Origin of the sequence: Oceanobacillus sp. FSL K6-3682, assembly GCF_037976165.1 — a bacterium.
Classification (GTDB): Bacteria; Bacillota; Bacilli; order Bacillales; family Amphibacillaceae; genus Oceanobacillus; species Oceanobacillus sojae.
In genome coordinates this window covers 533592-560410 of the sequence record NZ_CP150263.1, presented here as the reverse complement: position 1 = coordinate 560410, position 26819 = coordinate 533592, and the positions used below count along the sequence as shown (strand labels likewise).

General features: G+C 38.0%; 23 protein-coding genes and 1 pseudogene. 8 read left to right on the top strand and 16 right to left on the bottom strand.

The features are described from left to right. Positions 1-214: 214 nt before the first annotated feature. From corA to MHH51_RS02955, 4 genes are all read left to right on the top strand, one after another. Positions 215-1165, top strand: a complete 951-nt coding sequence (corA, locus tag MHH51_RS02970; protein WP_147209143.1) for a magnesium/cobalt transporter CorA — start codon at positions 215-217, stop codon at positions 1163-1165. Positions 1166-1291: 126 nt separating this feature from the next. Further along, entirely contained in the window at positions 1292-2059 is a 768-nt protein-coding gene (locus MHH51_RS02965; RefSeq protein ID WP_147209141.1) for an IclR family transcriptional regulator, read from the top strand. Between the two features lie 87 nt (positions 2060-2146). Continuing rightward, positions 2147-3553, top strand: coding sequence for an APC family permease (locus MHH51_RS02960; protein WP_339284394.1), 1407 nt, complete (start codon positions 2147-2149; stop codon positions 3551-3553). Then, positions 3554-4363, top strand: a complete 810-nt coding sequence (locus MHH51_RS02955) for a creatininase family protein (protein WP_156985842.1) — start codon at positions 3554-3556, stop codon at positions 4361-4363. It abuts the gene before it with no gap. Positions 4364-4409: 46 nt separating this feature from the next. Here the strand turns inward: MHH51_RS02955 and MHH51_RS02950 are convergent, their stop codons facing one another. Next, complete coding sequence (locus MHH51_RS02950; RefSeq protein ID WP_147209135.1) at positions 4410-4721, bottom strand: YrhK family protein; 312 nt, start codon at positions 4719-4721, stop codon at positions 4410-4412. 257 nt (positions 4722-4978) lie between these two features. Between MHH51_RS02950 and MHH51_RS02945 the strand changes: the two genes are divergently transcribed. Beyond that, positions 4979-5194, top strand: a complete 216-nt coding sequence (locus MHH51_RS02945; RefSeq protein WP_339284393.1) for a hypothetical protein — start codon at positions 4979-4981, stop codon at positions 5192-5194. A gap of 651 nt (positions 5195-5845) precedes the next feature. Here MHH51_RS02945 and MHH51_RS02940 read toward each other — a convergent pair. The 4 genes and pseudogenes from MHH51_RS02940 to MHH51_RS02925 all read right to left on the bottom strand — a co-directional run bounded on the left by MHH51_RS02940 (position 5846) and on the right by MHH51_RS02925 (position 11552). Then, positions 5846-7297 (bottom strand): carbon starvation CstA family protein, encoded by a 1452-nt coding sequence (locus MHH51_RS02940; RefSeq protein WP_147209131.1) that lies wholly within the window; start codon positions 7295-7297, stop codon positions 5846-5848. A gap of 149 nt (positions 7298-7446) precedes the next feature. Then, on the bottom strand, positions 7447-8178 hold the full coding sequence (locus MHH51_RS02935) for a LytTR family DNA-binding domain-containing protein (RefSeq protein WP_339284392.1): 732 nt from the start codon (positions 8176-8178) through the stop codon (positions 7447-7449). Continuing rightward, complete coding sequence (locus MHH51_RS02930; RefSeq protein WP_339284391.1) at positions 8166-9917, bottom strand: sensor histidine kinase; 1752 nt, start codon at positions 9915-9917, stop codon at positions 8166-8168. Before MHH51_RS02930 ends, MHH51_RS02935 begins: the two co-directional genes overlap by 13 nt. A gap of 155 nt (positions 9918-10072) precedes the next feature. Then, positions 10073-11552 (bottom strand): annotated as a pseudogene (locus MHH51_RS02925) (UDP-N-acetylmuramoyl-L-alanyl-D-glutamate--2,6-diaminopimelate ligase). A 104-nt stretch (positions 11553-11656) separates the two neighbouring features. Here MHH51_RS02925 and MHH51_RS02920 point away from each other — a divergent pair. Then, positions 11657-11803: a hypothetical protein gene (locus MHH51_RS02920; RefSeq protein WP_186813555.1), complete on the top strand. Its 147-nt coding sequence runs from the start codon at positions 11657-11659 to the stop codon at positions 11801-11803. 70 nt (positions 11804-11873) lie between these two features. Here MHH51_RS02920 and MHH51_RS02915 read toward each other — a convergent pair whose 3' ends face one another. Then, positions 11874-12647: a glucose 1-dehydrogenase gene (locus tag MHH51_RS02915; RefSeq protein WP_339284389.1), complete on the bottom strand. Its 774-nt coding sequence runs from the start codon at positions 12645-12647 to the stop codon at positions 11874-11876. Positions 12648-12670: 23 nt separating this feature from the next. Then, positions 12671-13402: a glucose 1-dehydrogenase gene (locus tag MHH51_RS02910; RefSeq protein WP_339284388.1), complete on the bottom strand. Its 732-nt coding sequence runs from the start codon at positions 13400-13402 to the stop codon at positions 12671-12673. A gap of 216 nt (positions 13403-13618) precedes the next feature. Here MHH51_RS02910 and MHH51_RS02905 point away from each other — a divergent pair, with 216 nt between their 5' ends. After that, the gene (locus MHH51_RS02905; RefSeq protein ID WP_147209121.1) at positions 13619-14224 is read left to right on the top strand and encodes a TetR/AcrR family transcriptional regulator; all 606 of its coding nucleotides are present in this window, start codon (positions 13619-13621) and stop codon (positions 14222-14224) included. A gap of 149 nt (positions 14225-14373) precedes the next feature. Here MHH51_RS02905 and hmpA read toward each other — a convergent pair whose 3' ends face one another. Beyond that, on the bottom strand, positions 14374-15591 hold the full coding sequence (gene hmpA / locus MHH51_RS02900) for an NO-inducible flavohemoprotein (protein WP_147209119.1): 1218 nt from the start codon (positions 15589-15591) through the stop codon (positions 14374-14376). A 158-nt stretch (positions 15592-15749) separates the two neighbouring features. Between hmpA and MHH51_RS02895 the strand changes: the two genes are divergently transcribed. Next, positions 15750-16190, top strand: coding sequence for an Rrf2 family transcriptional regulator (locus MHH51_RS02895; protein ID WP_147209117.1), 441 nt, complete (start codon positions 15750-15752; stop codon positions 16188-16190). A gap of 84 nt (positions 16191-16274) precedes the next feature. Here the strand turns inward: MHH51_RS02895 and MHH51_RS02890 are convergent, their stop codons facing one another. From MHH51_RS02890 to MHH51_RS02855, 8 genes are all read right to left on the bottom strand, one after another. Next, entirely contained in the window at positions 16275-17150 is an 876-nt protein-coding gene (locus MHH51_RS02890) for an alpha/beta hydrolase (RefSeq protein ID WP_147209115.1), read from the bottom strand. Positions 17151-17475: 325 nt separating this feature from the next. After that, positions 17476-19098 carry an extracellular solute-binding protein gene (locus tag MHH51_RS02885; protein WP_147209113.1) on the bottom strand — a complete coding sequence of 541 codons (1623 nt, stop codon included), beginning with the start codon at positions 19096-19098 and terminating at the stop codon, positions 17476-17478. A gap of 24 nt (positions 19099-19122) precedes the next feature. After that, positions 19123-20013, bottom strand: coding sequence for a carbohydrate ABC transporter permease (locus MHH51_RS02880; protein WP_147209112.1), 891 nt, complete (start codon positions 20011-20013; stop codon positions 19123-19125). A 15-nt stretch (positions 20014-20028) separates the two neighbouring features. Next, a complete protein-coding gene (locus MHH51_RS02875) occupies positions 20029-20988 on the bottom strand; it encodes an ABC transporter permease subunit (protein WP_156985855.1) in 960 nt (319 codons plus the stop codon). A 236-nt stretch (positions 20989-21224) separates the two neighbouring features. Further along, complete coding sequence (locus tag MHH51_RS02870) at positions 21225-21845, bottom strand: DUF624 domain-containing protein (RefSeq protein WP_339284387.1); 621 nt, start codon at positions 21843-21845, stop codon at positions 21225-21227. A gap of 165 nt (positions 21846-22010) precedes the next feature. Further along, the gene (locus MHH51_RS02865) at positions 22011-23345 is read right to left on the bottom strand and encodes an ABC transporter substrate-binding protein (protein WP_339284385.1); all 1335 of its coding nucleotides are present in this window, start codon (positions 23343-23345) and stop codon (positions 22011-22013) included. Positions 23346-23359: 14 nt separating this feature from the next. Further along, positions 23360-24955: a response regulator gene (locus tag MHH51_RS02860; RefSeq protein ID WP_339284384.1), complete on the bottom strand. Its 1596-nt coding sequence runs from the start codon at positions 24953-24955 to the stop codon at positions 23360-23362. Beyond that, complete coding sequence (locus MHH51_RS02855; protein ID WP_339284382.1) at positions 24933-26735, bottom strand: histidine kinase; 1803 nt, start codon at positions 26733-26735, stop codon at positions 24933-24935. The genes MHH51_RS02860 and MHH51_RS02855 overlap by 23 nt, the downstream gene beginning before the upstream one ends. Positions 26736-26819: the final 84 nt, after the last annotated feature.

The following is a 26819-nucleotide window of genomic DNA, read 5'->3' as shown; positions in this document are numbered from 1 at the left end:
TTGGAAATTTCTGTTTTAAGTCTAATGAACACAACTCCAAATGTCAATTTACTTAACATAGCCCTGCTTCTTTATTATTATAATTAAGGGCTTTTTCAGCATACCATTTTAAAAATTGATTTGTTCACCTTCTTCCAATGTAATTATTTTTTGTTATATAATAAAGACTACTAATTACTGAGAGCTATTTCATTCCACAAATAAGGAGCTTACTATGCCAATCTTCATACATTATCAAACAGCTTCAAAAGAATGGGAGCAAACGGAAAATACCAATGCTGTACCAGACGATGCGCTTTTTATATGGTACGATTTTATTAATGCAACCTCAGAGGAAAGCGAACTGCTTGCTTCCAAATTTCATTTTAATACGCTGGCCATAGAAGATACGATAAAGACTGTTTCACGTCCAAAATTTAAAGAATATCAAGAATACCAATTCTTAGTCTTACACCTGATAAATCCAAAAGATTACCGTGCACAAGCTATTAATCTCTTTATGAAAGATAATATCCTTGTAACCTATCATCAGGACAGGCTGAAAAAGCTGGGCAATATAGAAAAAGCTATTCAGAGGCGCTACCCTTCCCAGCTTGTTACACCCGCAGATATCGCTTTTATTATTTTAGATCTTATCGTCGATAGTTATTTTGAATACGTGTACCATATCGAAGACGAAGTTTTTTCTTTTGAAGACCGGCATGTTAATGATGCTACAGATAACAAGCTGATGGAGGATGTATTCCAGATCCGTTCGCTTATTATTAAACTCAAACGCGTCACCGTACCGATGCAGGAGCTTATTCAGCATGTAAAAGACGAAACATCCTTCATAAAAACAAAGAAGCAGAAAATGTATATACACCATATTGAGGACCATATTATTAAACAGATGCATATCATTAAGTCCGCACAGGAAATGACTGGAGATATTCGGGATAACTATGATTCTTTAAACTCCTACCGCTTAAATAATGTTATGAAAATATTAACGCTGGTTTCTGTTATCTTTCTTCCTCTGACATTAATTACTGGAATTTATGGCATGAACTTTCGGAATATGCCAGAATTACAATGGGATTTTGGCTATTTTGCAGTTCTTGCTGTTATGCTGTTTATCAGTGTTATACTTATTATTTATTTTAAATTTAAGAAATGGTTTTAATAGAAGGGAGACAATTTTTATGTCTTTCTTTTTTTATTTTGAATCCCCTTCTTTCTCTACCCTTCCAATAAATACGAATGATATACTTTATCTAAATAAGAAAATTCAATCAAATGGGGGATCTCTATGAATGACAAAAAATCACTAAGCAGCATTGAAAAAGCACTGCAGCTCCTTAACTGCTTCTCAGAAAAAAAGTTTCAGATGACCGCTGAAGATTTGGCGAGAACTACCGGAATCCCAAAGTCATCAGTATTCCGTATGCTTGCTACATTAGAAGATTACAACTATATTAAACGAACCAAAACTGCCCATAAAACATGGTATAGTCTTGGTTTCTCTTTATTTGAAAAAGGAATGATGGTACATCGCCAATTTAATATTAGGGATTATGCAAGAAGCAGAATGGAAGAGCTTCGTAATGAGTGGAACCTGAATATACAATTAGCTGTCCAGGATGGGCATGATGCTTTATACATAGAACAAGTCCCATCCTGGCGGCCTATACAACTATATCCTGCTATTGGCAGAAGGGCTCCTCTTTACGCAGCTTCATGCCCAAGAACACTTTTAGCTTATATGGGGGAAAGCGAGCGAATCGCTATCCTCCATAAAGCAAAATGGACAAAGTTCACACCAGCAACACCAGCTGGTATAGAGGAGACGGAAAAAGCAATTCAGCAAATTATAGAGACAGGTTATAGTATCAGCAGAGGAGAGCTTATCGAAGGAACAACTGGGATCGCCGTCCCCATTTTTGAACCGGTAACTAATAATATTCTGGCTGCTCTAAGTATAGCTGGATTAGATACAGATTTTGAAAAAGATGAACTTTATTATATTAAGATACTGAAAGAAACAGCAAAAGAAATCCAGGATTCAATAAAAAAGTGAAAATTTTAATATATTCAATAGATTTATTTTTCTGATTCTTATATAATGGATTTCAAATATCATTATATGAGATGGAGGTTAAATTATATGGCCGTTGCAAATAACAGCACGACAAGCAATCTGAAACGCGGCTTGGGATTTGTTGATTTATGGAGTGTCGGAGTAGGTGCTCTCATTGGCGGAGGAATATTCACGGTTATTGGACCCGCAGTGGCCGAAGCTGGTCCTGGTTTATTTATTGCCTTTATTATTGCAGGAGTAGTTGCGACACTCTCCTCTATGAGCTATGCGGAATTAGCTTCTATCTGGCCTTATCAAGGGGCTTCGTATGCCTATTCTAAGTTTGCTTTTGCACCAATATCCTCTCACTTAGGAAAATTAGTTGCTTTATGGTGTGCAGGATTATACTTCTTATCATTTTCTTTTGCTGCTGGTGCAGTAAATCTGGGCTTTGCGGGGTATTTTAATTTCATTTTTCCGAACCTGCCCCCAACAATTGTTGCACCAGTTATTTCCATCGTTATCACCGGACTGCTTTTAGTGGGAATCAAAGCCACCGGAAAGGTAAACACATTTTTCTCTATTATTCAAGTAGTTGCATTGTTTGCTATTGCTGTTATTGCCATTTCAGCTAACCCATTTGGACCATTTGAACACAATAATTTTTTACCTAATGGGTGGAGCGGTGTTTTTGCAGCTACTGCTTTGATCGCATTTGGACAAATGCAGGTTGAAGCCGTTTTAACACTTGGTGAAGAGGCCAAAAATCCGAGAAGAAATCTGCCGCTGGCACAAGTTTCTGCTCTCATCACTGTTGTTGTTTTATATATTGTAACGGGGTATGGTGTGGTATCATCAGCAGACCCGGCAGAGTTGGCGGCCTCCAGTGCTCCTTTATCTCTAGCAATTGAAAATGTACTGCCGGGTATCGGCGCAGTATTAATTGCCATTGCTGCATTAACGGCAACAGGGACTTCTACACTCGGCTGCTTACTCGGATCTTCACGAATGCTTTATGCCGGCGCACGTGAAAATGCATTCCCCCGTATTTTTGCAAAGGTGGGAGAAAAATCAGGAGCACCATATACGGCTATTATCTTTACTGGTATTATCGCCCTCCTAGCAACAATGACGACTGTACTGGGATATGCCAAAGCAATCAATTTATTAGTAAGTGCAGCCGTATTTGCAAACTGGTTTATGATGGCACTTATGAATATAGCTCTGGTGATAGTCCGGGTGACCCGAAAAGAACTCACTCCCAGCTTTCGTTATCCTATAAATATTAGGAACATTCCAATATTAGCGATATTAGCAGCTATTGCCTGTATATGGATTCTCACATATATTGAACCGTTGCCTTTGCTGATCGGCTTTTCATGGATTGTTCTATTAACTATTTGGTATTTCGTCTATTCCAAAGACCGCTGGGATTTGTTAGATGAAGAGCAGATGAAAGAATTAACACGTAATACAGAAAAGGAGTCGAATTAAATGAAAAAATTATGGTTACAGGAAAATAAATGGGAAGATGTAGAAAATTATTTAAAGCAAAAAAGTACGATACTGATGCCATTTGGAAGTGTAGAACAGCATGCCAAGCATCTTCCGTTGGGAACGGATGCTTATCTATCCCAGCAAATTGCCGAAGATGTTGCCAAGGAAACTGGCACATTGATTGCTCCGCCAGTATGGACAGGCTGGGCGCCTCATCATATGGCTTATAAAGGAACTATTACATTACGCCCTGAAACATTAACAAGCATTGTTGAAGATATGTGTGAAAGTCTTATATATCATGGATTCAGTAAAATTATTTTAATCAATGGACATCGTGAGGCCAACTTACCTCCAATTAAAATTGGTATGACAAAAGTACGAAACCGGACAGGTGCTTTCCTGGCAATAGCTGATCCTTTCTATATTAATGCTGAAAAAGGAAAGGAGCTCAGTGAAGTTGCAGAGGGAGGTATTGGTCATGCAGAAGAACTCGAAGCCTCTCAAATGTACCATTTCTTCCCTGACCTTTGTTCACCAGAAAAAGCTGAAATTAATATCCCGAAGCACCATCGTTTTATGCAGCATGACCCTCATGTCTCCGGTGATAAAATGATTACTGCCAGTGATGTCGGCACATACAGGCAGGCAACAAAAGGAATCGGTATCATGGGGGATGCTACAAAAGCAGACGCAGTAAAAGGAAAAATCTATCATGATACTATGATTGCCAATATCGCTGAATTTGTAACCTATTGTGAAGAAAAGATAGATGTAGAAATCCGAAAAAAAGATATTCCTTTATAAAACAAAACTTCTTTCACGAACAGATTCTGAAAAATCCTGCAGCCGTTCAAATTAACTTAACGGCTGCAGGATTTATTAGATTCTTTATTATGAGAAGTATTTTCCCCCGAACCGACAAATGGAAATCATGTACAATCGAAATAACAGGACGAATCAGCATTTGAATACTACCGATTACGAATAAGACAGTTCCTGCAAACATTGTACTGTCTTTAAAGAACATAATGCTTCCCATCAGGAAAACTAATCCAAGAATCACATCATTAATCTGATAGAGCAGCTTATAAATCGAGGTTACTTTTAATTCCACCCGCTCCAGATGCAAATCCAGTTCCCTGTTATACTTATTAAACGACATACTGTTTTCCCTCCTTCCAAACTACCTTACCCATTATTAGGAAAGATGTAAATTTTTACAATTTGAATGCCTGCTTAAAAACAGCTCAGGCACTCAAAGTATAAACTTTGAATAACTGAAAACAGTGTCTATTTTAAATTTGCCTTCTTTCATCCTGATTCTTATTCATGTTATGATTTATTAAGTTGCATTATCGATCACTATAGACTACAGGCTGGTTGATCAGTCTAAAAGCAAATACGTTGGGAGCACATTTTATGAAACCACTTTTACTGAGTATATCCGGTTTAAAGATTATTATATTTACAATTACCAGTTTTATTGTTTACCAAAAACCGGCTTTTTTTATGGCCTCTCCAGTTACTGGCTATTCTTCTTTTGCTCTTTACCACCAAAAGATTCAAGCTAATCAGTATCGGCATTACGGTTCTTTTGATAGCAGGTCAGTTAACCATGCTCTCCAGCAGCAATGAGCTTGTTAAAAGCGTGACAGTCCTTTCGCCTGATAAACAGCATGTTTTATCTATCAAAGAGAATATGCAAACAAATGAGATGATCTATTATCGTCCTTACTTCGGCATTTTTTGCCCGCGCACAGGAGAGACTTCCTTCTACAGTTGCGGGTGAGGTGAAAGTAGAATGGCTGGCGAAAACGTTATTGCTGCTGTCACTTATCAAACAATCGGTAATTCTATCCAGCAATTTATTGCTACTTACGGAGACAGAGGTGATGGAATGGAACAAGCTACTATTACATAGGAGCACAGACACATGGTGCATGGCAAGGTAAAAATGTAGATTTAACCAGCGATCCAGAGGGGATTACAATCACAGCTAATGGCGAAACAGAACATTTTGATCGGGGAAACACACAACAATTTGGAACTCTGGCCATTGTTTTAAAAAAGGATAACGCAGCTGCCTGGACTATCTCTTTGGATGAGAATATTACATTATACCGTGCTACGATGGAGGATAATCAACCCGTTAAGCTTCAAAGGAAAAACGAATTGAGTGCAAACAGGATTCTCACCGGCATAAGACCTTTACGTTGAAAGCTTTTTCAACGAATTGAATACAAACAAAGGAAAAGATGCCTATCTCCAGGCATCTTTTCCTTTGTTTTAAGAAGCTTTCTTCCAATCCGAAACATCCACTTCAAGCGGAATATTATTAGCGCGTGCTTTAACAGCAGCTTTAAAGAATAGAACAACCAGGATCGCTGCACCCACGAATCCACCGCCCCATGATATATTCATAGGTAAATTAAATCCGATTGGCTGTGATAAAATATAGGTAATCACCATAATCAGCATAAAAGTTCCCGGTATCAGCGCGACAAAATAATTCTTTCTGGCAATATAGAGGTACATAGATGCTACAAAGAGAGCAATTACTGCCGTCGATTGGTTTGCCCAGTTAAAATAACGCCACAATAAATTAAAATCAATTTGCGTTAAAACAACAGATACTGCGAATAACGGCAATGCAATCCACAAGCGGCTAGAAAACTTTTTCTGCGCAACTTTTAAATAGTCTGCAATAATCATACGCGCACTTCGAAAAGCTGTATCTCCGGAAGTTATTGGCAGTACAATGACACCAAGCACAGCAAGTGTTCCACCGATGGCTCCCAGTAATGTTGTCGAAGCTTCACTTACAATAGCCCCAGGTCCGCCCGCTGCTAAAATTTCGTTTAATCCATTATAACCGCTGAACATACTCATAGCAGCTGCAGCCCAGATCATTGCAATAATCCCTTCGGCAATCATCATACCGTAGAAAATTTTGCGTCCTTCTTTTTCTCTTCTTGTGGTACGTGAAATAATTGGTGTTTGTGTGGCATGAAAGCCGGATAAAGCACCACAGGAAATGGTAAAGAATAATAATGGAAAAATTGCAGCTCCCTCAGGATGGAAATTCTGGAAGGAAAGCTCTGGAATTGGAGCTCCTGTAACAACCAGACCAATTCCTACACCAAGTGCACTGATTAAAAGCAAAGCTCCAAAATAAGGATAAAGTCTGCCAATAATTTTATCAACAGGAAGTAATGTAGCTAAAATATAGTAAACAAAAATAAATGCAATAAAAATCCATAATGCTACACGTCCATCTGAAAGTAAATGAAGCAGACTTGCCGGAGTAGAAACAAATACGGTCCCAACTAATAATAACAGTAATACTGCAAACCCATTTACAACATGCTTCATAACCTTCCCCAGAAACTTACTCGCAAGCTCCGGTAAATGTGCTCCTCGATTACGAATGGAGATCATTCCTGTTAAATAATCATGCACTGCCCCTGCAAAAATACAGCCTACTACAATCCAGATGAATGCAGCCGGCCCATATAACGCTCCCATAATCGGACCAAATACCGGACCCGTCCCTGCAATATTCAAAAGCTGAATCAGTGAATTTTTCGGCGTGCTCATTGGAATATAGTCCACACCGTCTCCATTAACATAAGCAGGAGTTGGACGATCTTCCTTTACCCCAAACATTTTCTCAATAAATTTCCCATACGTAAAATATCCAATAATTAATAAAACAATTCCCGCCAGAAATGTATACAAATTTTCTCCCCCTTTATAAGTTTTACAGTGAACACGCTTTCATAAAGTATAAAATATACAAGATCAAAAGAGGAGAAATCAGGAACAAAAGGTTGTTTTTTAGATTTATCATGTTCTTTTAAGTTATTAAGATGCAACCGAAAGAAAAATTAAATCTCTAATTTTGTCCGTAATGCCTTTACATAGTTTCTGCTGACAGATAACGTGTCTTTGCTTCCCTCCAGCTGTAAGTGATACGCTCCGTTAAACCATGGTGTTAACCGCTGAATATGCTCCAGGTTAACTAAGAAACTCTTATGAATCCGGAAAAACCCATATGCCAGCAAGCGGTTTTCCAACTGCTTCAGAGGCATTTTTGTATCAAATTCACCCTGCCTGGTAACTAATTTTGTGCGTTTCTCTATTCGTGACATATATAAAATATCATTGAGTTCTAAATAATGAATATCTCCCTCCACATCTACTGCCAGCTTCCCAAGCATCTTTCCCGAATTCCCCTGTTCTTCCACACCAATTTTTTTCTCAAGCCTTTGGATTGTTTCCCCAAGCTGTTCTTCATCATATGGTTTTAACAAATAATCTACTGCGTCATATCGAAAAGCTTCCACAGCAAATTGCGGGTACGCAGTTGCAAATACCACAAACGGAGGTTTTTTTAATTTTTTGATTGCCTTTGCTACCTCCATCCCGCTCACCTTTGGCATTTCCACATCTAAGAAGATAACATCAGGCTGATGCTGCATCGTTTTCATAATAGCCTCTTCTCCTGATTCTGCCTCTTTAATGGATTGTATCTGCGGGAAATCATTCAATAAATGCTTTAACTCCTCTCGATTATACGGTTCATCATCAACGATTAGTACATTCATCAGCTGACCCATTGCTCTTTCCCCTCCTTATGCGATAAGACAAAATATATATTTGTTCCTTCATCCTGCCCTGTTTCAATCTGAAGCAAAGCCTCTTCTCCAAAAAGAATATTTAAGCGCCGATTGACATTGTATAGCGCTAACCCGCTTCCAGTTTTTGAATCAATTGGTTTACGTCGTATTTGATTGGCTACTTCCTTCTCTATTCCTTTACCATTATCCTTGATTCCAATATAAACACCCTTTTGCTGCTTATTAATCATAACCTCTAAAATACAGTCACTATCCTTATCTTTAAATCCATGCATGATTGCATTCTCAACAATTGGCTGTAAGGTTAAAGGAGGAATGATTTCTGATAATACCTCTTCATCAATCACATATTTGACCAGCAGCCTACCTTTAAATCGTTCCTCATACAGGGATAAATAGGCTTGAACCTGCTTCAGCTCCTGTTCTAAGGTTGTTATTTTTTGAGTAGCTGCAGATAAATTCTGCCTAATAAAATGAGACAGAGAAATAAGCATTTTTCTGGCCTTCACCGGATGAAGACGGATTAGTGATACAATCGTATTTAGTGTATTAAATAAAAAATGTGGATGAATTTGTGCCTGAAGCGCTTTGATTTCTGCCTCTTTCGCTAATTGATATACTCGCTCGGCCTGGCCAATTTCCAGTTGATGACTAATCATGGAGCTTAACCCAGAAATAAGCTCCATATTCACATTGGTTAAATCATTTTCTGATTGAAAATAGAACTTCAGTGTGCCAATTATTTCTCCCCGTTCTTTAAGAGGAGCAATAATAACAGCTTCCAGTGGGCAATCTGCATTTGTGCAATGAATCGATTCTGCTGTTGCCATTTGGATTTTCCCGCTGTCTATTGCGTCTAATGTAATCTTTGTCTGAATCGGATTTTCCTGCTGATGATGGTCATGTCCAAGACCGATATGCGCAAGAATCTCTGTTTTATTAGTAATCGATACTGCGCTTGTATTCAATTCTTTATGAATAATACGGCAAACTGCCTCTGCACCTTCCATATGTAAACCATTCCGTAAATGCGCGAGCGTCTGATCAGCAATTCTTAACGTTTTTTGAGCCTGTACCGCACCAGCTTTTTCCTCTTCCTTTAGTACACTTTTAATAACCAGCAGAACCAGTACAGAGCCAATGCCATTTGCCAGAATCATCGGTAACCCTATTAAATTAACCAAAGCCCATGCCTGCTCTATCGGACGGGCTAAAGCTACTATCACCAGCATTTGTACAGCTTCAGCAAAGGCGCCCACAAAAAAAGCCGTTTTTAGCTTAATTCGTTTATTTTTCCTGTAAAACAAACTTGAGATAACTCCTGCAATCATGGTTGCCACACCACAAGCAATCCCAGTAAATCCTCCCAGAGTAAAACGGTGTACCCCAGCAATTATCCCAGCCCCAATACCAACCTTGGGTCCGCCCAGCAAACCAGCAATGACAATACCGATAACCCTCGAGTTCGCAATGGCTTCCTCTGTCAATAATCCCGTTGCCCAGCGGTTAAATTGCAGGCTGTCTGTATTCACATTCAACCCTGTATATGTTCCAATAATCCCAAAAAAGGCGAAAAACATAATTGCAGTGAGATTCTGCTGGCGATTCAGCTGATCCTGATAAAACATTTTTCGGAAGAAGCGAAGCCTTGTTAAAACAAAGGCTATCGTTACAATAATTCCAACCCGTTCTACTAACGTAATTAATAATTCGAACATCGTAAAGCCCCTTTCCGTTTTACTCTCACGAAAACGCTCTCATTATTATAGCAGTTTCCTAGAAATTTGAAAATTGGTGCTCACAGCATTTATCAAGATAAACAAAAAAACCTATTCAGCAAAAACTGCACGCTTTCTGCCAAATAGAGCTTATATTATGAGATATTTTTTAAAATGGCTGCTGCTGCTTCTTTATCATCGAAATAGGTGGTTTGGTCGCCGATGATTTGTGATATGTCTCATGTCCTTTTCCGGCAATAAGTACAATATCTTTTGTTCGGGCCATTTTTATAGCCTTTTCAATAGCGGTTTCACCGTCAACAATACATTGATATTTATCTTCATTTATTCCTTCTGCTATCTGTGACAATATGTTTGATGGTTCTTCAGTTCTTGGATTATCTGAAGTAACTGCTACATAATCACTGAAAGCACCCGCAATTCTTCCCATTTTTGGCCGTTTCCCCGTATCACGGTCCCCGCCACAGCCAAATACGGTAATAATTCTTCCTTCAGCAATTTCCTTTAATGTATTCAATACATTTTCTAAAGCATCCGGTGTATGGGCGTAATCTACAAGTACTGAAAATGGCTGGCCGGCATCCACTAATTCCATTCTTCCTTGAACACTTTCTAATTGTGTCAGGCTGTCCCGAATACTTTCCAATGGAATACCCTCCAGCAAAGCTGCTGTAATGGCAGCTAATGTATTATAAATATTAAAACGGCCAATCAGCTTTAAATGAATATCTATTTCCCCCTTGAAGGTTTCTGCTTTAAAGGAAATACCACCGGCTCCCATAGTAATATTTTTTGCAGAAACATCTGCTTTATTATCAATACCATAGGTTATGACTTCAGCTGATGTTATTTTGCTAAAATATGCTGAGGCAGGATCATCTGCATTTAAAACGGCATAAGATTTATTTTTATCCGAACTATTATCCCCCAATCTGGAAAACAAAAGCCCTTTCGCCTCTTTGTACTTTTCAAAATCTTTATGATAATCTATGTGATCCTGGGTTAGATTTGTAAATATACCCACTTTAAAACGACATCCTATCACTCTGCTCATATCCAGCCCTTGACAACTTACTTCCATCACACAGCAGTCTACTCCCTGGTCAGCCATTTCTCTTAAATTCTTCTGCAATGCTGGCGGTTCATGTGTATTAATATGGACAGGATTTAATTTATCCTTGATTTTCACTCCATTATTCCCCATCAACCCCATATTTAATTTATGATTAGAAAATATCGTATCTATTATGTAAGATGTTGTTGTTTTGCCGTTTGTTCCTGTAATCCCATAGAGTTTAAGCTGACTGGAAGGATAATCATAAAAATGAGCTGACATTACCGCCATTGCATATCGGGCGTTCTTCACCCATATTTTTGTAACACCAGGATAGTTATCCACTTCTTTTTCAACAACAATTGCCGCTGCTCCAGCTGAAACAGCTTCTTCTATATAATCATGTCTATCTGCCAGAAATCCTTTAATACCAGGCACACAAATAAAAATATTCCCTTTTTCAATTTTTCTGGAATCCATGTGAATCCTGTGACAAGAACATCCGTATTTCCTTCCGTTTCTTTTACCGCCAGTAAATTAATCAGTTCTTTTAACTGCACTCATTCGCCCTCCTTTAACACTTAAATACTATCATAATATGAATATTTTTCAGGTGTTTATTGTTATAATTATACTATATGAAAAGGGAAAGGAGAATCTGACTATGGAGAAGGAATTTGTAGGCATCTGTGGTGTTTGCGAGAAAAACGTTTACTGTCATAACGGCTTTTTAGAAGGTGTTGTGCAAGAGGATCATACACTGGTCTGTTTTTCATGTCATAATGAAGATAAAGAAGATAAATCTTTATAATTATGCTCCATTTATAGCTAACTTTTTTCATCATCTTATACGAGAAGCCCGCCTGTTATAACTCTCTTAATTAAGAACTCGTTGTCCATCCACCATCAACTACCAATTCTAAGCCTGTTACATACTTTGATTCATCCGATGCTAAATACAGATATGCATTAGCAATATCCAAAGACTCTCCAGCATAAGGCTTTAAAGGAGTTCTTCCCTTAAAATTTTCTCCCATTTTTTCCCGGGATTTAATACCAGTTTTTTCTGCCATCCCGGTAAAAATAGCTCCAGGATGAACCGAATTCACACGGATATTATCTTCACCAAACCATTGTGCCGCATGCTTTGTCAAAGATCGTACCGCTCCCTTAGAAGCACTATATGCGGCTCCTTCTGCATCACCAATCCCGCCGACAATCGCAGCAATAGAAGAGGTATTCACAATAGATCCGCCACCCTGCTTTTGCATATGCGGGATCACAGCTTTCATCCCTAACCACACTCCAGTGGTATTTATCGCCATTACCTTATTCCAATCATCCAGCTCAGCTTCGAGAATTCCTTTTGCCATATGAATACCTGCATTGTTTACTAATACATCTATTTTCCCGTATTGCTCCATTGTTCTGTCAATCACATAATCCCATGATTTCTGGTCCGATACATCCAACCTTAAGGCAATAGCATCTCCGCCGCCTTTAACAATTTCGTCTACCTTTTTCTCTAATAAATCTACTTCCACATCTGTAGCGACTACCTTTGCTCCTTGTTCAGAAAATAATTGTGCACCAGCCAGCCCCATTCCACTTGCAGCTCCTGTGATAATAGCTACTTTTCCAGCTAATCTGTCCATCTAACTCATCTCCATCCCGTTTTTTATTGCGCACTTAGACCGCCATCAATTACTAATTCTGATCCCGTCATATAACTTGACTCATCCGATGCCAAAAAGATGACCAGATTGGTTACCTCTTCCGGTTCTCCAGCTCTTCTTAAAGGAAACATACTAACCAATTCATCGTTAATCAGATGCTCTGTCATTGGCGTCCTTATAAATCCCGGATGGACTGAATTCACCCGAATTCCAAATTCGCCTAATTCCAGTGCTGCCGATTTTGTCATACCTCTTACAGCAAACTTTGAGGCTGTATACGCACCTTTTTTATATGCTCCAATAATTCCGGCCAATGAGGATATATTAACAATGGATCCTTCCTTAGTTTTTTTCATCGATGGAGCAGCATGCTTCATTCCCAAGAATACAGAAACCTGATTCACATCAATCACTTTTCGGTATGTTTCTTCAGGGTAGTCTTCTAAATCAATTTCAGAAATATCAATCCCCGCGTTATTAATCAAAACATTGATTGGTCCGAAGGCTTCTTCTGTTTCCCGCACCACCTTTTCCCAATCTTCTGCTTTGGTAACATCATGTTTTATAAAGAGAACATTACTACCTAGTTCCTGTTCTAATTTTCTCCCATCCTCCTCCAATATATCTGTAACCGCGACTTTTGCTCCTTCTTCCACCATTCTTCTAACATGCTGAGCTCCCATTCCTCTTGCACCACCTGTAACAATTACTACTTTCCCCTTCAATCTGTCCATACGTTATTACCTCCCTAATCAATATGTCTGTAAATTGAGTAACTCAATGAATACGTGTAGAATAAATATTAGCAAACGCTTACAATATTAATCTTAACTTAAGTATAAATGCTCACTTCACATATTCAATCATTAAAAAAAAGAAATCTGTATGGTTAGTCAACATATTTAGAAATACTGTTGCACTGCCAATCTATCATTAAGGAGGATATATTTATGGTTACAGACAGTGAAGCAGAAGATCGACGGATTCGAAGAACTAAAAAGAACATGCAAAATGCATTCATTTTGTTATTGAATGAAAAAGATTATCACCGTATTACAGTAACAGATATCGTAACATCTGCGGATTATAATCGAACAACATTCTATCGACATTATCAAGATAAAGAAACATTAGTCCATGATTTAATCCATTCTATCTTGGAAGATTTAACTGAATCCTTCCGTTTTCCCTACAAAAATAAGAAATGGCTTACGGTAGATAGTTTATCCTCTTCCAATGTAATTATTTTTTATCACATACTGGATAATATTAATTTCTATCAGCTATGGAAAGATTCAGAAGGTATCCCCGGATTCCAGTCACAATTTATCAATACACTAATCCAGCTGCACAAAAATGACATCTCTAACTACGCAAATCAAGAGTTGGATATGGATGATGAATTGTTCATTACTTATCGTGCTTACGGTGTTTGGGGATTAATTATAAATTGGATAAAAAGTGACTTCCAGATACCAGTGGAGGATATGACAAATCAATTAATTAAAATTTTAAATTATCATCCAGTTTCAAAATACAAACTAAATAATTATTAGATAAGCGGATGTCCTGCATTTCTGTTATTTTTATTTTAAAACAAAGCCATAAAAAAAGACCAGCCTAAGAAGATATTTGCCTACTCAAAAGTTAACCATAACTCTTAAAATAGACTCTCTTCATAAGCCAGTCTCATCAGTCTTATTATTTAATTCGCAAGCTCATCCATAGGTCCAAAGAATTCAAAATGAATATCATCATCCGCAACATTCAATTTTCTTAAAAGGCCATTTATTGCACTCATAAATCCTTTAGGCCCACACATATAAAAGGATGCGTCTGTAGTTGGAATAACTGTTTTTAACCAATCATAATCGATAAATCCTTGTTTATCACACGCATCGGCGTTGGAATTATCCTCATAAACTGTATAATGGGTCACTTGCTCATTTGCTTCTGCAATAGATGCTACTCTGTCTTTCATTGCATGATAAGCCCGTGATCTTGTCGCATGAATAAAGATAACTTTTCTTTCAGGCTGCTCTTTTACAACAGTTTCCAGCATACTTACTAATGGGGTTAAGCCGACCCCTCCACTAATTAACACTAACGATCTTTGCTCTGCATCATTCAATACAAAATCTCCAGATGGCGAACTGATCGAAACTACAGATCCTTCTTGTACCTGATTGTGTAAATAGTTCGATACAATGCCTTCAGGATTATGTTCATTTTCCCGCTTCACACTGATCCGTAAGAAATTCTGACCAGGCGCTGCAGATAAACTATATTGGCGTAGATGATCATAAGGCTCACCATCAATTTGTGCTTTTATAGTGATGTATTGACCTGGTCGATAAGATGGAATTTCTCCATTATCTGCAGGTTTTAAATAAAAGGAAGTAATAACTTCACTTTCCGGGATTTTTTCAGCGACTGTAAAATCACGAAATCCAACCCAGTCCCCAGAAGCATTTTGCTTTTCGTCATACATTTCTTTTTCCACACTGATAAAAACATCTGCAATAACGCCGTAAGCTTTTCCCCATGCCTCGATAATTTCATCTGTGGCAGCGTCTCCAAGTACTTCCTTAATCGCTATTAACAGGTATTTCCCTACAATAGGATATTGTTCCGGCTTTATATTTAAGCTCGTATGTTTATGCGCTATTTGCTTCACATTAGGCAGGATATTCTCCAAATGTTCGATATTTGCTGCCGCTGCATATACTGCCCCAGCTAATGCTTTTGACTGTGCTCCTTTCCTCTGATTTGTCTGATTAAAGACATTCTTTAATTCTGGTTCATTCTCTAACATAATTTTATAAAAGTGTTTTGTAATAGCTTCCCCGTGCTCCTGTAATACAGGAACAGTCGATTTAATAATTTCAATTGTTTTTTGATCTAATCCAACTGCAGTACTCATTTAAAAACGCTCCTTTGTTATATATTATTAATACTAATAAATAAAACATGTATTTAAAATACATCTTTTATTCTATTCCTGTTAAAATGTGAATTCAATGTGTCAAAGACAATTTTATGTTACAATTATGTGAAATAATTAACAAATGGAGAGATACTATGAACTTAAAAAAATATACAGACTTCTCCTTACGCGTCTTGATTTTTACGGGGTTAAAACCAGAGGAAGAACTTTCAACCATCAAAGAAGTATCCGATGTATATTCCATCTCACCTGAGCACCTGAGAAAGGTTGTCCATGATTTAACAAAAAGAGGTTTACTACTATCGGTCAGGGGAAGAAATGGCGGTTTCCGTCTTGCTAAATCTGCTTCAGACATAAATATTGGATTATTAATCCGCTCCCTGGAGAGTGATTTTAATCTGCTCGAATGCTTTGATAAAGGTACCGATCATTGTGTGATTTCACCAGGCTGTTCCCTGAAGCACGTCTTGAATAAAGCATTATTTCAATTTTTTAAAGTGCTGGAGGAATATACGCTGGAAGATTTGATACAGAATGAGGAAGAACTGAAGGAACTGATGGGGATGAAAAGTTAATACAGGAAGATGCTCTTGCAATTTATCATGATGTTATTTATAAGACAGCGATACAAGAACATCTTTTAAAACAAGTATTTATTTTCAGGAATGTGCTTTATTCTTGGTAAAGACTTCTCCGTCCTCTACTTTTACAAACGCGCGGACCATCTCATTGAATTTCTTCTTTTCCTCAATGTATGGAAAATGATTACTGTAAGAATAAGCATATAATCTGGAATTAGCCAGCTTCATCGCTATTTCCTCTGAAAACACATATGGACACTGCGCATCGTGTACCCCACAGTATACAAATACAGGTATTTTTACATCTGGCAATTCCTGAGTAATATCGTATTCTGGTAATTCCCTATATGAATAATAATCCAATCTGCTGCCTATTGTTTTTCCGCTGCTTGGCCTTTGGAAATATTCTTCTCTTTTCTCTGGGTAATATAAGGACATATCTGACCATTCTTTATTCGCCTGTCGTCGCTCAGCTTTATCCGTTGAAATTTTTAAGATGTTAAGAATCTCTAATAAACGTTTATTATAAGGGGATTCTTTGCAGTAGATACTTTCTGGGTGCTTCATATACTGCCTGGATGCAGCCGCACCTCCGACAATTACTTTTGTTAAAGAATCCGGTTTTAAAATCGCATATTTCAGTCCAAGCATTCCACCTGTCGAATGTCCGGCAAAAGTCCATTTTTCATAACCTAGAGCTTCCCGTATTGCTTCCAAATCATACACTGATTCTGCCATGCTTAATTGGTATTCTTCCTCTGCTTCACAGGAATTTCCGGCTTCTCTTAAATTTACTAGAATCACCGAGAAATAATCGGTAAACTCATCGGAAAAATAATCTCCAAGCTCATTGAACTCACTATATAAATGTGTTGAACATAAAGGTTCTCCTTCTCCTTTACGAAAAATTTCGAAATCTCCCCTTGCTGTTTTCACAATTTCTTGTTCCCACATTTTAAAACCTCCCTTATTTGAATTTTAACATAATTATTCAAATCGCAAGTATATTACCATGGAAAAATTTGGTTCGTTCTTCTATAAAACAAAAATCACAGAAACCAAATCCTGCCTACTAAACTTACCTTTGATTTTTTGCGGTTTATTTTAATACATTTTCAAGCTGATCTATTAATCCATTTTTACCATCAGCTTCATTGTTACTCCTTTTTTTCAAATGCTTCATTAATTTAAACTAACTCATAAAATCTTCTATTCTACTTAAAAAACCTTATACAGGATTATCTTTCCTGTATAAGGTCGAGTTAATTTCTATATAGAACTATTCTACAGCCTCTGCCTCTACTTCTGCATTTCGATCATAGGCACCTTGCTTGATTTCTAACCATTCCTGATAACCTAAACGATCCAATTCGGCAAGGTAGTCCTCCCACTCCTCATCTGCTTTACCATTGGTAATCCACTCAGACTTCTTGCGTTCCACATATGGGAATAAATCATTTTCAATATCACTAAGCTGCTTTAATTCGTCTAAAGACATAAATACTTTTGGGTAAATATTATCATTATTCATGTAAGGCACTAATGTTTCATGCAGCTGATCCAATCTCCATGCTGCATCATCTGGCATCGTCGTTACATTCCCATAATAACTATCCAAAACAGCTAACGGTCCGCCAATAGATGTCTCTTCACGCAGTTCTACCGGTGCTGTACCTTCCAACGGTAAATGTTTCAACATACCTTCATTCTCATCATATTCAAAGATATTTTGCTTCTCTTCATCTCCATAAGTTCCCCAGTTATCCTGTACGGATTGCAGCGGATCATACAGCTGGTCAATCCACTTAGCTGTCAGCTCTAAATTCTCATTTGCAGATGTAATAACCATACGTGAACGGTCAAATCCCATTCCATTGGATCGGGCGACATGCTTACGTCCATCAGGTCCTTCTAACGGAGGAAGCATTGCATAATCTTCGGTGCCGGAAATATTTGCCATATCCCACGTAAAGTATAAACCGTAACGTCCTTCCTGTCCTTTAGCTAAGTACGTATTCCATTCCTGCTCAAAGGCTTCTACATCAATCAAATCTAATTCATATAATTCATTTAAATAGTTAATAGCATCTTTATAACCGTCCTGCGCAGAGGTGAACAAGACTTCATCTTCATTGGTGACAACGGTATGATCCCAGTTCTCTCCTTCACCAAATGGTGAGAATAAGAAGGATACATCTTCCCCGCCATTGCTGATCATAAACGATAATGGAATCGTTTGACCATCTCCAGCCATATCATTCTCCTTGAAAGCAATCAATGCCTCTTTTAACTCTTCTGTCGTTGAAGGCATTTCTAAGCCCAGTTCATCTAACCACTTTACATTAATCCATCCTGTAGCGTCTAAAGAATGGATACTTTCTTTGCCAGATCCTAATTCCTCAATCCACGGAAAAGCATAGATATGGCCGTCTGGTGCTGTCATCATAGCACGATATTCCGGTGCTTCTTCTAACACAGCCTGCAGATTCGGCATATACTGATCAATTAAATCCTCTACAGGAATAATTGCTTCATCAGAGGCTAAATCCAATAATTCATAATCACTATAATGTGTATTCATGATAGCATCTGGTAAGTCACCACTTGCGACTGCCAGGTTACGCTGCTCAGTAAAGGATTCGCCTGAGAAACTCTTCCAGTCAATATGAACCCCTGTCTGTTCTTCTAAACGTTGCAGGATTAACTTATCATTAGGGTCTTCCGGCGCCATTGGCGAGCTTTCTGTAATAAACTTCAAGCTGATATCCTCTTCCTCTATCGGAAAAGTGATGTCACTTAATTCATAATCCTCTGACGATGCCTGATCACTTTTCCCGCAGCCCGCCATGAGTAGCAGACCTGCAAACATAGCTGCCGCTAAATAACGATATAAACCTTTCATACTTTTATCCCTCACTTTTTTATATTATTTTAATGATCCGACCATAACACCTTTTTCAAAGTACTTTTGGAAGAATGGATACATTATCATCAATGGTAAACTTGCTATAACAATTGCCGAGTATTTAATCATTTCTGCCAGACGCTGCAATTCTGCTCTTGCCATCTGGTCTCCAATCATCCCCGGCTGCACTTCATTTTGTATCAAAATATCACGTAAGATTAACTGCAATGGATACAGGCTTCGATCTTCCAAATAAATCATTGCGTCAAAATAGGCATTCCATTGGCCAATGAAAGAGTACAGGGCTAGTACAAAGATAATCGGTTTCGATAACGGCAGAATAATGCTTAAAAATATTCTCGCATCGGAAGCCCCGTCAATCATTGCAGCTTCTATCAGTCCCTTTGGTAATCCTCTAAAATACGTTCTTGCCAAGATAATATTCCAAACAGTAATTGCGCCCGGCAAGATAATTGCCCACGGTGTATTGAGCATCCCCAGTTCTCTTACTAACAGATAAGTTGGTACCATCCCGCCGTTAAAAAACATCGTAATAATGAAATAGAGCATAAGGGCTTTCTTGCCAACTAAGCCATCAACAGATAAAGAATAACCTGCCATAATCGTAAAGATGACGGATACCAATGTAAAACCAGTCGCATAGAGAATAGAATTCAAAAAGCCTCTCATAATTGTGCCATCCTGAAAAATACGGACATAGCCATCTATTGTCCAATGACTGGGATTAAAAGAGATTCCTTTTGTCAGTAATACATCAGGCTGCAGGAAGGAACCCAGCAGAACATACAAAAGAGGGACAGTTACGATTAGTACAATCAGACCTAACATAATTTTGTTAAGAAATAAGATAAATTTATCAGACTTAGAATTATTAATTAATTTATTATCCATGAAACTGCCTCCTCTCTAATACAATGTTTCTCCATTTACTTTTTTCACAATAAAGTTAACGGTAACTAATAAGACTAGACTTATAATTGAATTAAATAATCCCATCGCCGCACCAAACGACCAGTCTGCTGCTTGCAGCCCCCGCTTGTAAACGTACGTATCAATAATCTCTGAAGCCGGTATGTTCATAGAAGTTTGGAGTAAGTAAGCCTTTTCAAAACCAATCGCCATAATTCCTCCAACCGCTAATATAAACAACACAGTCATCGTCGGCTTCAATGCCTGTAGATCAATATGTCGGATTCTCTGCAACAATGTTGCACCATCCATTGTGGCTGCATCATGCAGCTGCGGATCCACATTGGAAAGTGCTGCCACATAAATAATGGAAGCAAATCCTGCCCCTTGCCAAATACCTGAAGCAATGAAAATCGTTCGAAAATATCCTGGTTCAGACATAAATGAAATTGGCTGATCAAATACCAAACCGAGAATGGTATTTAGAGGACCTGCCGGGGATAAGAAAATAAAAATCATTCCCGCAATAACTACCACTGAGATAAAATGTGGTGCATAAATGATTAATTGAATATTTTTTTTCACTCTCGCCTTTCTCAATTGATTCAGCATCAGTGCCAGAATAATTGGAACTGGAAACCCTAGTAAAAGGTCAAAGGCACTCAATTTAATAGTGTTCATAAAAATTTGCTGAAAGTTAGGAGATTCTAAGAAGTTACGAAAATGCTCAAATCCTACCCATTCGCTCTCCCACACCCCTTTTATAGGGCTGAAATCTTTAAAAGCAATGGTTACTCCATACATTGGAACATAATTAAAAATAAAAACTAACACAATAGCTGGTAACAAAAACAAATAAAGAATATAATTTTTTCGGATATATGCCAGCGCACCGCTTTTCTTTTTCTTTACTGGCGGTGTGTTGCCGTATAATGTATCTGACTTTGATGTTGCCATCTAAACCCTCCCTTGCTTAAGCTCTACTCTTTGCTGTAATCTTCTCGTAATCTAAATATAGCAAAGTTTGTATGCGTTTTATTTCAATATTTTAGGGCGATGAATTATAAAATTTTCGGTTCATAATTTCGATTCCGAAATATTACTCTGAGGAGAAAAAAAGGATAATCACAGGCTGACAAGAAATTAAAAACCTGTGGAGTAAAAGTGTTCCTTTACTTCACAGGTTTATCTAATTATGTGGATTCATGTAAAACTTGCTTCTTAGGAAATGATAATGAGGCAATCTTCATCATCACAAAACTCATAAAGCTGGCGCCGATTACAAAAACTAATGCTGGAACGAGTATATATAAGTAGATAACCGCCGCAACAAAAGCTGCTAACATAATTGTTTGTAAAGGACGGGCAATCGTTAATATACAAGCATATCGGAAATATTCATTCCACTTCAGGTCAAAGTGAACATATACCGGAAAGATATAAAGCATTGCTACCAGATAAAATATACCAATGATAAGAATAAGATTAAAGAGCAGCACCTGCATACTTTCCTGACTGATATTCTGTACAATACGAAAATCTATTAACAGGAATAAACCGATAAAAGAAACGATATATCCGAGTATATTAGATGTCTTAAATGAGGCTTTAAAATGAGTAATAAACTCCGGAAATACCGCTGCATCTTCATCTTCAAGAATCATTTTCCTTACAACGGCAAACAGAGCTGCTGTTGCCGGAAAGATACCAAGAACAATGCCTCCCAATAAAGTAAATGCTGCCCATAATAGATTTAAATATATTAAATTGAAGCCAAGCGTACCCATCCGCATATACCATCTTTTTTCAATCATATTGTGCTCTGCTCCTTTTTTATTACAGATTAACAGCCAGTAAAGGCCCAATTTATCCTATAGGGAAGAAATCTCTTTATAATCACTGTATCAAAAAAGCAAGGCTCTCGATTGTAATATTTTTGGAATAGATATTATAAAATCTTTGGCTTAGAGTCAAAAAAATTAATCGGCTTGTCTCAGACGCTGATTAATAGCTTCTACCGCTTCCTCCACAGAAGCTTCTACATCCTTATTCGCCAGGCCAACATCTTCAAATAATTTTTTTATCGCTATACTTATATCAGGATAGACCGGTGTAACCGGACGATTTCTGGAATAAGAATATGCTTGCTCTGCAAAGATGTTATAAGGGTAGGTATTAAATTCAGGAAGATCTTCGGCTACTGAATAACGTGCTGGAACCTCTCCCGTGATAGAGCTATATTTCTTCATAGGCTCATAGCTCGTTACATAGCGGATAAATTCCCATGCCTCCTCAGGATGACTGGTAGTGGAAAGTATGCCAAGCGCCCAACTTCCATTCGGAACAACCTGATATTTTGATTTTGGAAGCGGGGCAACTCCAAAGTCCTCTCCCAGCTTCAATCCATTTTTCTCTAAATCCGTTATTGCCCACGCGCCAAGTACCGTCATTACTAATTGGCCCTCCTCAAAAGCATTCGCTGGAAACTCCCTGACAGCCACTTTATCTTTATGGTATAAATCCTGATAAAATTGCAAAGCCTCCATCGTTTCTGCTGAATCTAAGTATCCGCTGGCTGTTGTTGCATCAGGACTAATCACTTCCCCGCCAAATTGCCAGATAATCGGAAGTTTGAAATAAGCAGGCGCCTCGCCACTCCCAAATCCTTGGGCTGGATCGATACCGTAAATTCCTTCTTCCGGTCTCTGAACTGCTTTCAATAACGTAACAATTTCTTCCCATGTCATCGGGTTAGCAGGATTGCTATCCGGAAAGGGAAGATTTGCTTCTTCCAATAGATTCATATTGTAGTACAGGGCGATACTCGATTCGATTAATGGCATCAGATATAATTGATCATTGTAAGTTAATCCTTGGGTAATTGTCTCCGGGAAATCTTCCTCCAGTCTGTCTTCCTCTGTTAAATATTCATTTAACGGCATCAGGAGGTCTGCCTCCGCATATAGAGCTAAATAAGGACTGTCAATTGCCATTATATCCGGTCCCGTACCAGTAACTAGTTCTGTCCGCAGCTCTACTTCATAATTGGCATACTCTATATTTTGCATGGTGACATGAATATGAGGATGGGATTGGTGAAAATCTTCCAGAATCTCGTTATAAGCCTTGTTTTCTGCTGCATTTCCGTAATTACGCCAAAATGTTAATTCAACAACGTCCTCCATCTCTTCTTTCTGCTCAGAGTCTTCCTTTTCATCTTGTATAGACAAAGGTTGTACCAATATAATCAAGTAACCAATGACAATACTGACTAATATCACAAATAAGCTGTAATAAATTATTCTTCTTCTCATGATACAACACCCTTTTATACCGGATCGAATGACTTTCGATAATTAGCTGGAGTTTCGTTTACATGCTTTTTAAAGACGATACTAAAATAAGCAGAGCTGGAAAACCCGACAAGATTAGCTACATCAATTATTTTTAAGTGCGGGTCTTTTAAGAATTTCTTTGCCTCCTTCACCCGGACTTCAGTTAAATATTCACTAAAGTTTTTGCCGATTTGTACTTTAAAAATCTCTGACAAATAAGCGCTGTTAATATGAAAAAGCTCAGACAAAATGGTCAGCGAAATATCATTCCCGTAATACTGATCAATATAACGGCGGACCCCGTCAACAATCTGTTTCCCATCCGTTGTTCTTGTATCATGAATTTGGGCAACAATTAATTTAGCAAGCTCAGTAAGATAAGCGATGACCTTGCTCTGGTCATTTAATTGCCAAATGACTTGCTGGCATTCCCAAATCAATCGCTGTGCATTGTTGTTCTCAACATTATATTTTTTGGCAATGGAACCGAGACAAAACAAAATCCGGTTCGCAACAATCGAAGAAGACAGTACCGATTGAGTTGTTGTTTCACCCAGCAGAGATTCCAGCTCTTTGTGAAATCTGGACATATCCATCTGTTCAATTGCATTAATAATATGCTTCTCCAGGTCTGGTGAAAAATCCATCAGCTCTTCTCTTCTGACATGCTCATCAATTACCTGTGAATGATGGTTTAACTGATTCTGACTCCATGAGAGCAAACTGGAAATATAGCCTGTCTTCAATTCCGACAAGCCATTGACAGGATTTCCGATTCCAATCACGGTCTCTAGCTTCAAAAGTTTTTTTATCTGATGCTGAATCGTTTTCGTTAATTGGGTAGGATGATTATCAAAATTCTGATCTAATATGATAAGAAAGTGCATCATATTTGTATAACCCAGATCATAAAAGGCGAACATGCCCGGTCTTGGTTCGACTAATTCTTTGCACAGCATTTGAAAAGCCATTCGTAATTCGTTCACCCGATTCGCCTGACCACTAAAGTCTCTCACTCCAACACTGATAAATTGTACCTTTAAGTCCTCCTTAAGCAGCATATCCAGCTTCAGTTGTTCAAGTCTCTCTTTTACCAGGCTATATTGAAACCACTCTTCCTTGACCAGCGACAGCAGATATTGTTCTTGTACCCCCTGAAACTGTGTCCGTGCCTGCCGCTTAACACGATCCAGTTCAAGCTGCCTCAAGCGATCGTGGTCAATTTCATTCTTCATTTGCCTTAATACCTCTGCCAATTCAACTGGATCCACCGGTTTTAGCAGATAATCCCTTACCCCTTTTTTCATCAGACTTTTCACATATTCAAAATCGGAATAACCAGACAGTACGATTACTTTAGTATTTGGATATTTTTCCCGGCAATGTCTTGCCAGCTCTATTCCATCCATGATCGGCATCCGGATATCGGTCATCACCAAGTCTACCTTTTCTTCCTCCAGTTTTGTCAATGCTCCTCCCCCATTCGCAGCCTCTGCTACAATATGGAACCCTAATTCCTCCCAATCCACTTTCCATCGTAAACCCTTGCGAATTTGGATTTCATCATCAACGATTAAGACGTTCCTCATCCATCATCTTCCCTTCTTCTGCTATTTGCAGGATGATTATCGTACCTTTGTTTAATTCTGTCTCAATTCGATAATTGAATCGATCTCCATAATATAAATGCAAGCGATCCAACACATTCTTAAGTCCGATACTGTTGCCACTACTCTCCAGAGTATCTGCCTGACTACTCATTGATAAACTTTGAATTACTTCATCCGGTATCCCGACACCGTCATCTGCAATCTGCAATGTTAACTGGTTATCTTGATATTTGGACTTTATTTCCACACTAGCATGTTCTTTAGAAATCAAACTATATTTCACTGCATTTTCCACTAATGGCTGAATAATAAATTTAATAATCGGAAATTCCTTTGCTTGCGGATCTTCCTCAATTGTTATTTGAAGGTCCCCTTCATAACGAAGCTCAAGAATTTTGGCATAGTTACGGATATATTGTATCTCCTCTGTCAATGTTACCAGGTCTGATTTTGTGTTTAAGGCATAGCGAAGCATCTTTCCTAAATAAACACTTACATTTACCACCTCTTTGTTCTTTCCCTGGGCTGCTAAGCCGCCAATAATTTCAAGGGTATTATTAAGAAAATGAGGGTTAATTTGCAGTAACAAAGCCTTATATTCAGCATTACGCCTCCGAATATTGGTTTTATATTCACTATCAATCAGCTGTTTTAAACGAACCACTGTCTGATCAAATACTTCTACTAAATAGCGGATTTCATTATTCTCTGACCGGATTGTCGGTATAATCTTCTGCGCCTTTTTAAAGTCCCCTTTCTCCAAATAATGCATTGCCTTCATCAATCCCCGTAAAGGATCTGTAATCGAAGATGAGAAAAGAAAGGAAGCAATAATAGTAATTAAAAACAAACCTGCACTTAGTAACAACAGGCTTTTCTGTAATTGATTGGAATGAGAAAATAAATCATCCTCCGTTACTTCACTAATCAAAATCCAATCCCCTACGGATAATTGCTGATAAAACAATAAATAGGTTTCCTGTTCATTTTCTATTTCAAGCAATCCCTGATCCTCTTCCTTATGTGCAATCTGTTTCAAAGACTCTTCAATAATAGACTGAGGGGTATCGACCTCCTCTGTTAAAACATTTTCACCTTGGGAATCTATAATAAATGCATAGCCATGTTCACCTATTTTAATTTTATCCAGGGAATTTTCTATCATTTCTGTTGAAAAATTCACCTTGATAACCCCGCTATCCTGAAGGGTATTTAAATCAACTAAAGGGATAAGATGGCTGTTAATAGGCATTTCTCGCATTAATGCTGATTGCTGGTTTGTATCTATGTGAGAATGGGTAAAAGTCTGATCATTTTCCATAAAATCCTGATACCATTCCGTTTTATCCAGTTCCGGATAGTCACCCCAAATTCCTTCCCCATCATGTGTAAAAATGGAAACAGAAATATTATTAGAATTATTGACCATCATGGAACTGAGCATGGCATTAAGCTCATTTCTCACCATTAATCTGGCCGTTTCCAATGTTTCATCATCATTATTTTTGCTATTCTCCACCCGCAGCCAATCCTGTGTAATAGAATTCGCTAATACCTGCTGTCCCACGTCAGTCGCCTGCATCGTAACGGAGTCAATATAGAGAGAGAATTGATCCATCATACCAATTGTCAGCTCTTGCGTTTGTTCCTTTATATAATTTGTAAATAAACTTGGCATAATTAGAGACAAGATTAAAAAAGGAATAGTTAATACACAGGAAAAAACAAGAAATAATTTATTTCGCAACGACAAAAACATATCAAATCCTCCATAACAAGTCTCTAAGCTGCCAATCCGCTTTCTCATTATATCATCATGAAAAAGAAAAGAATCTACAGGAAA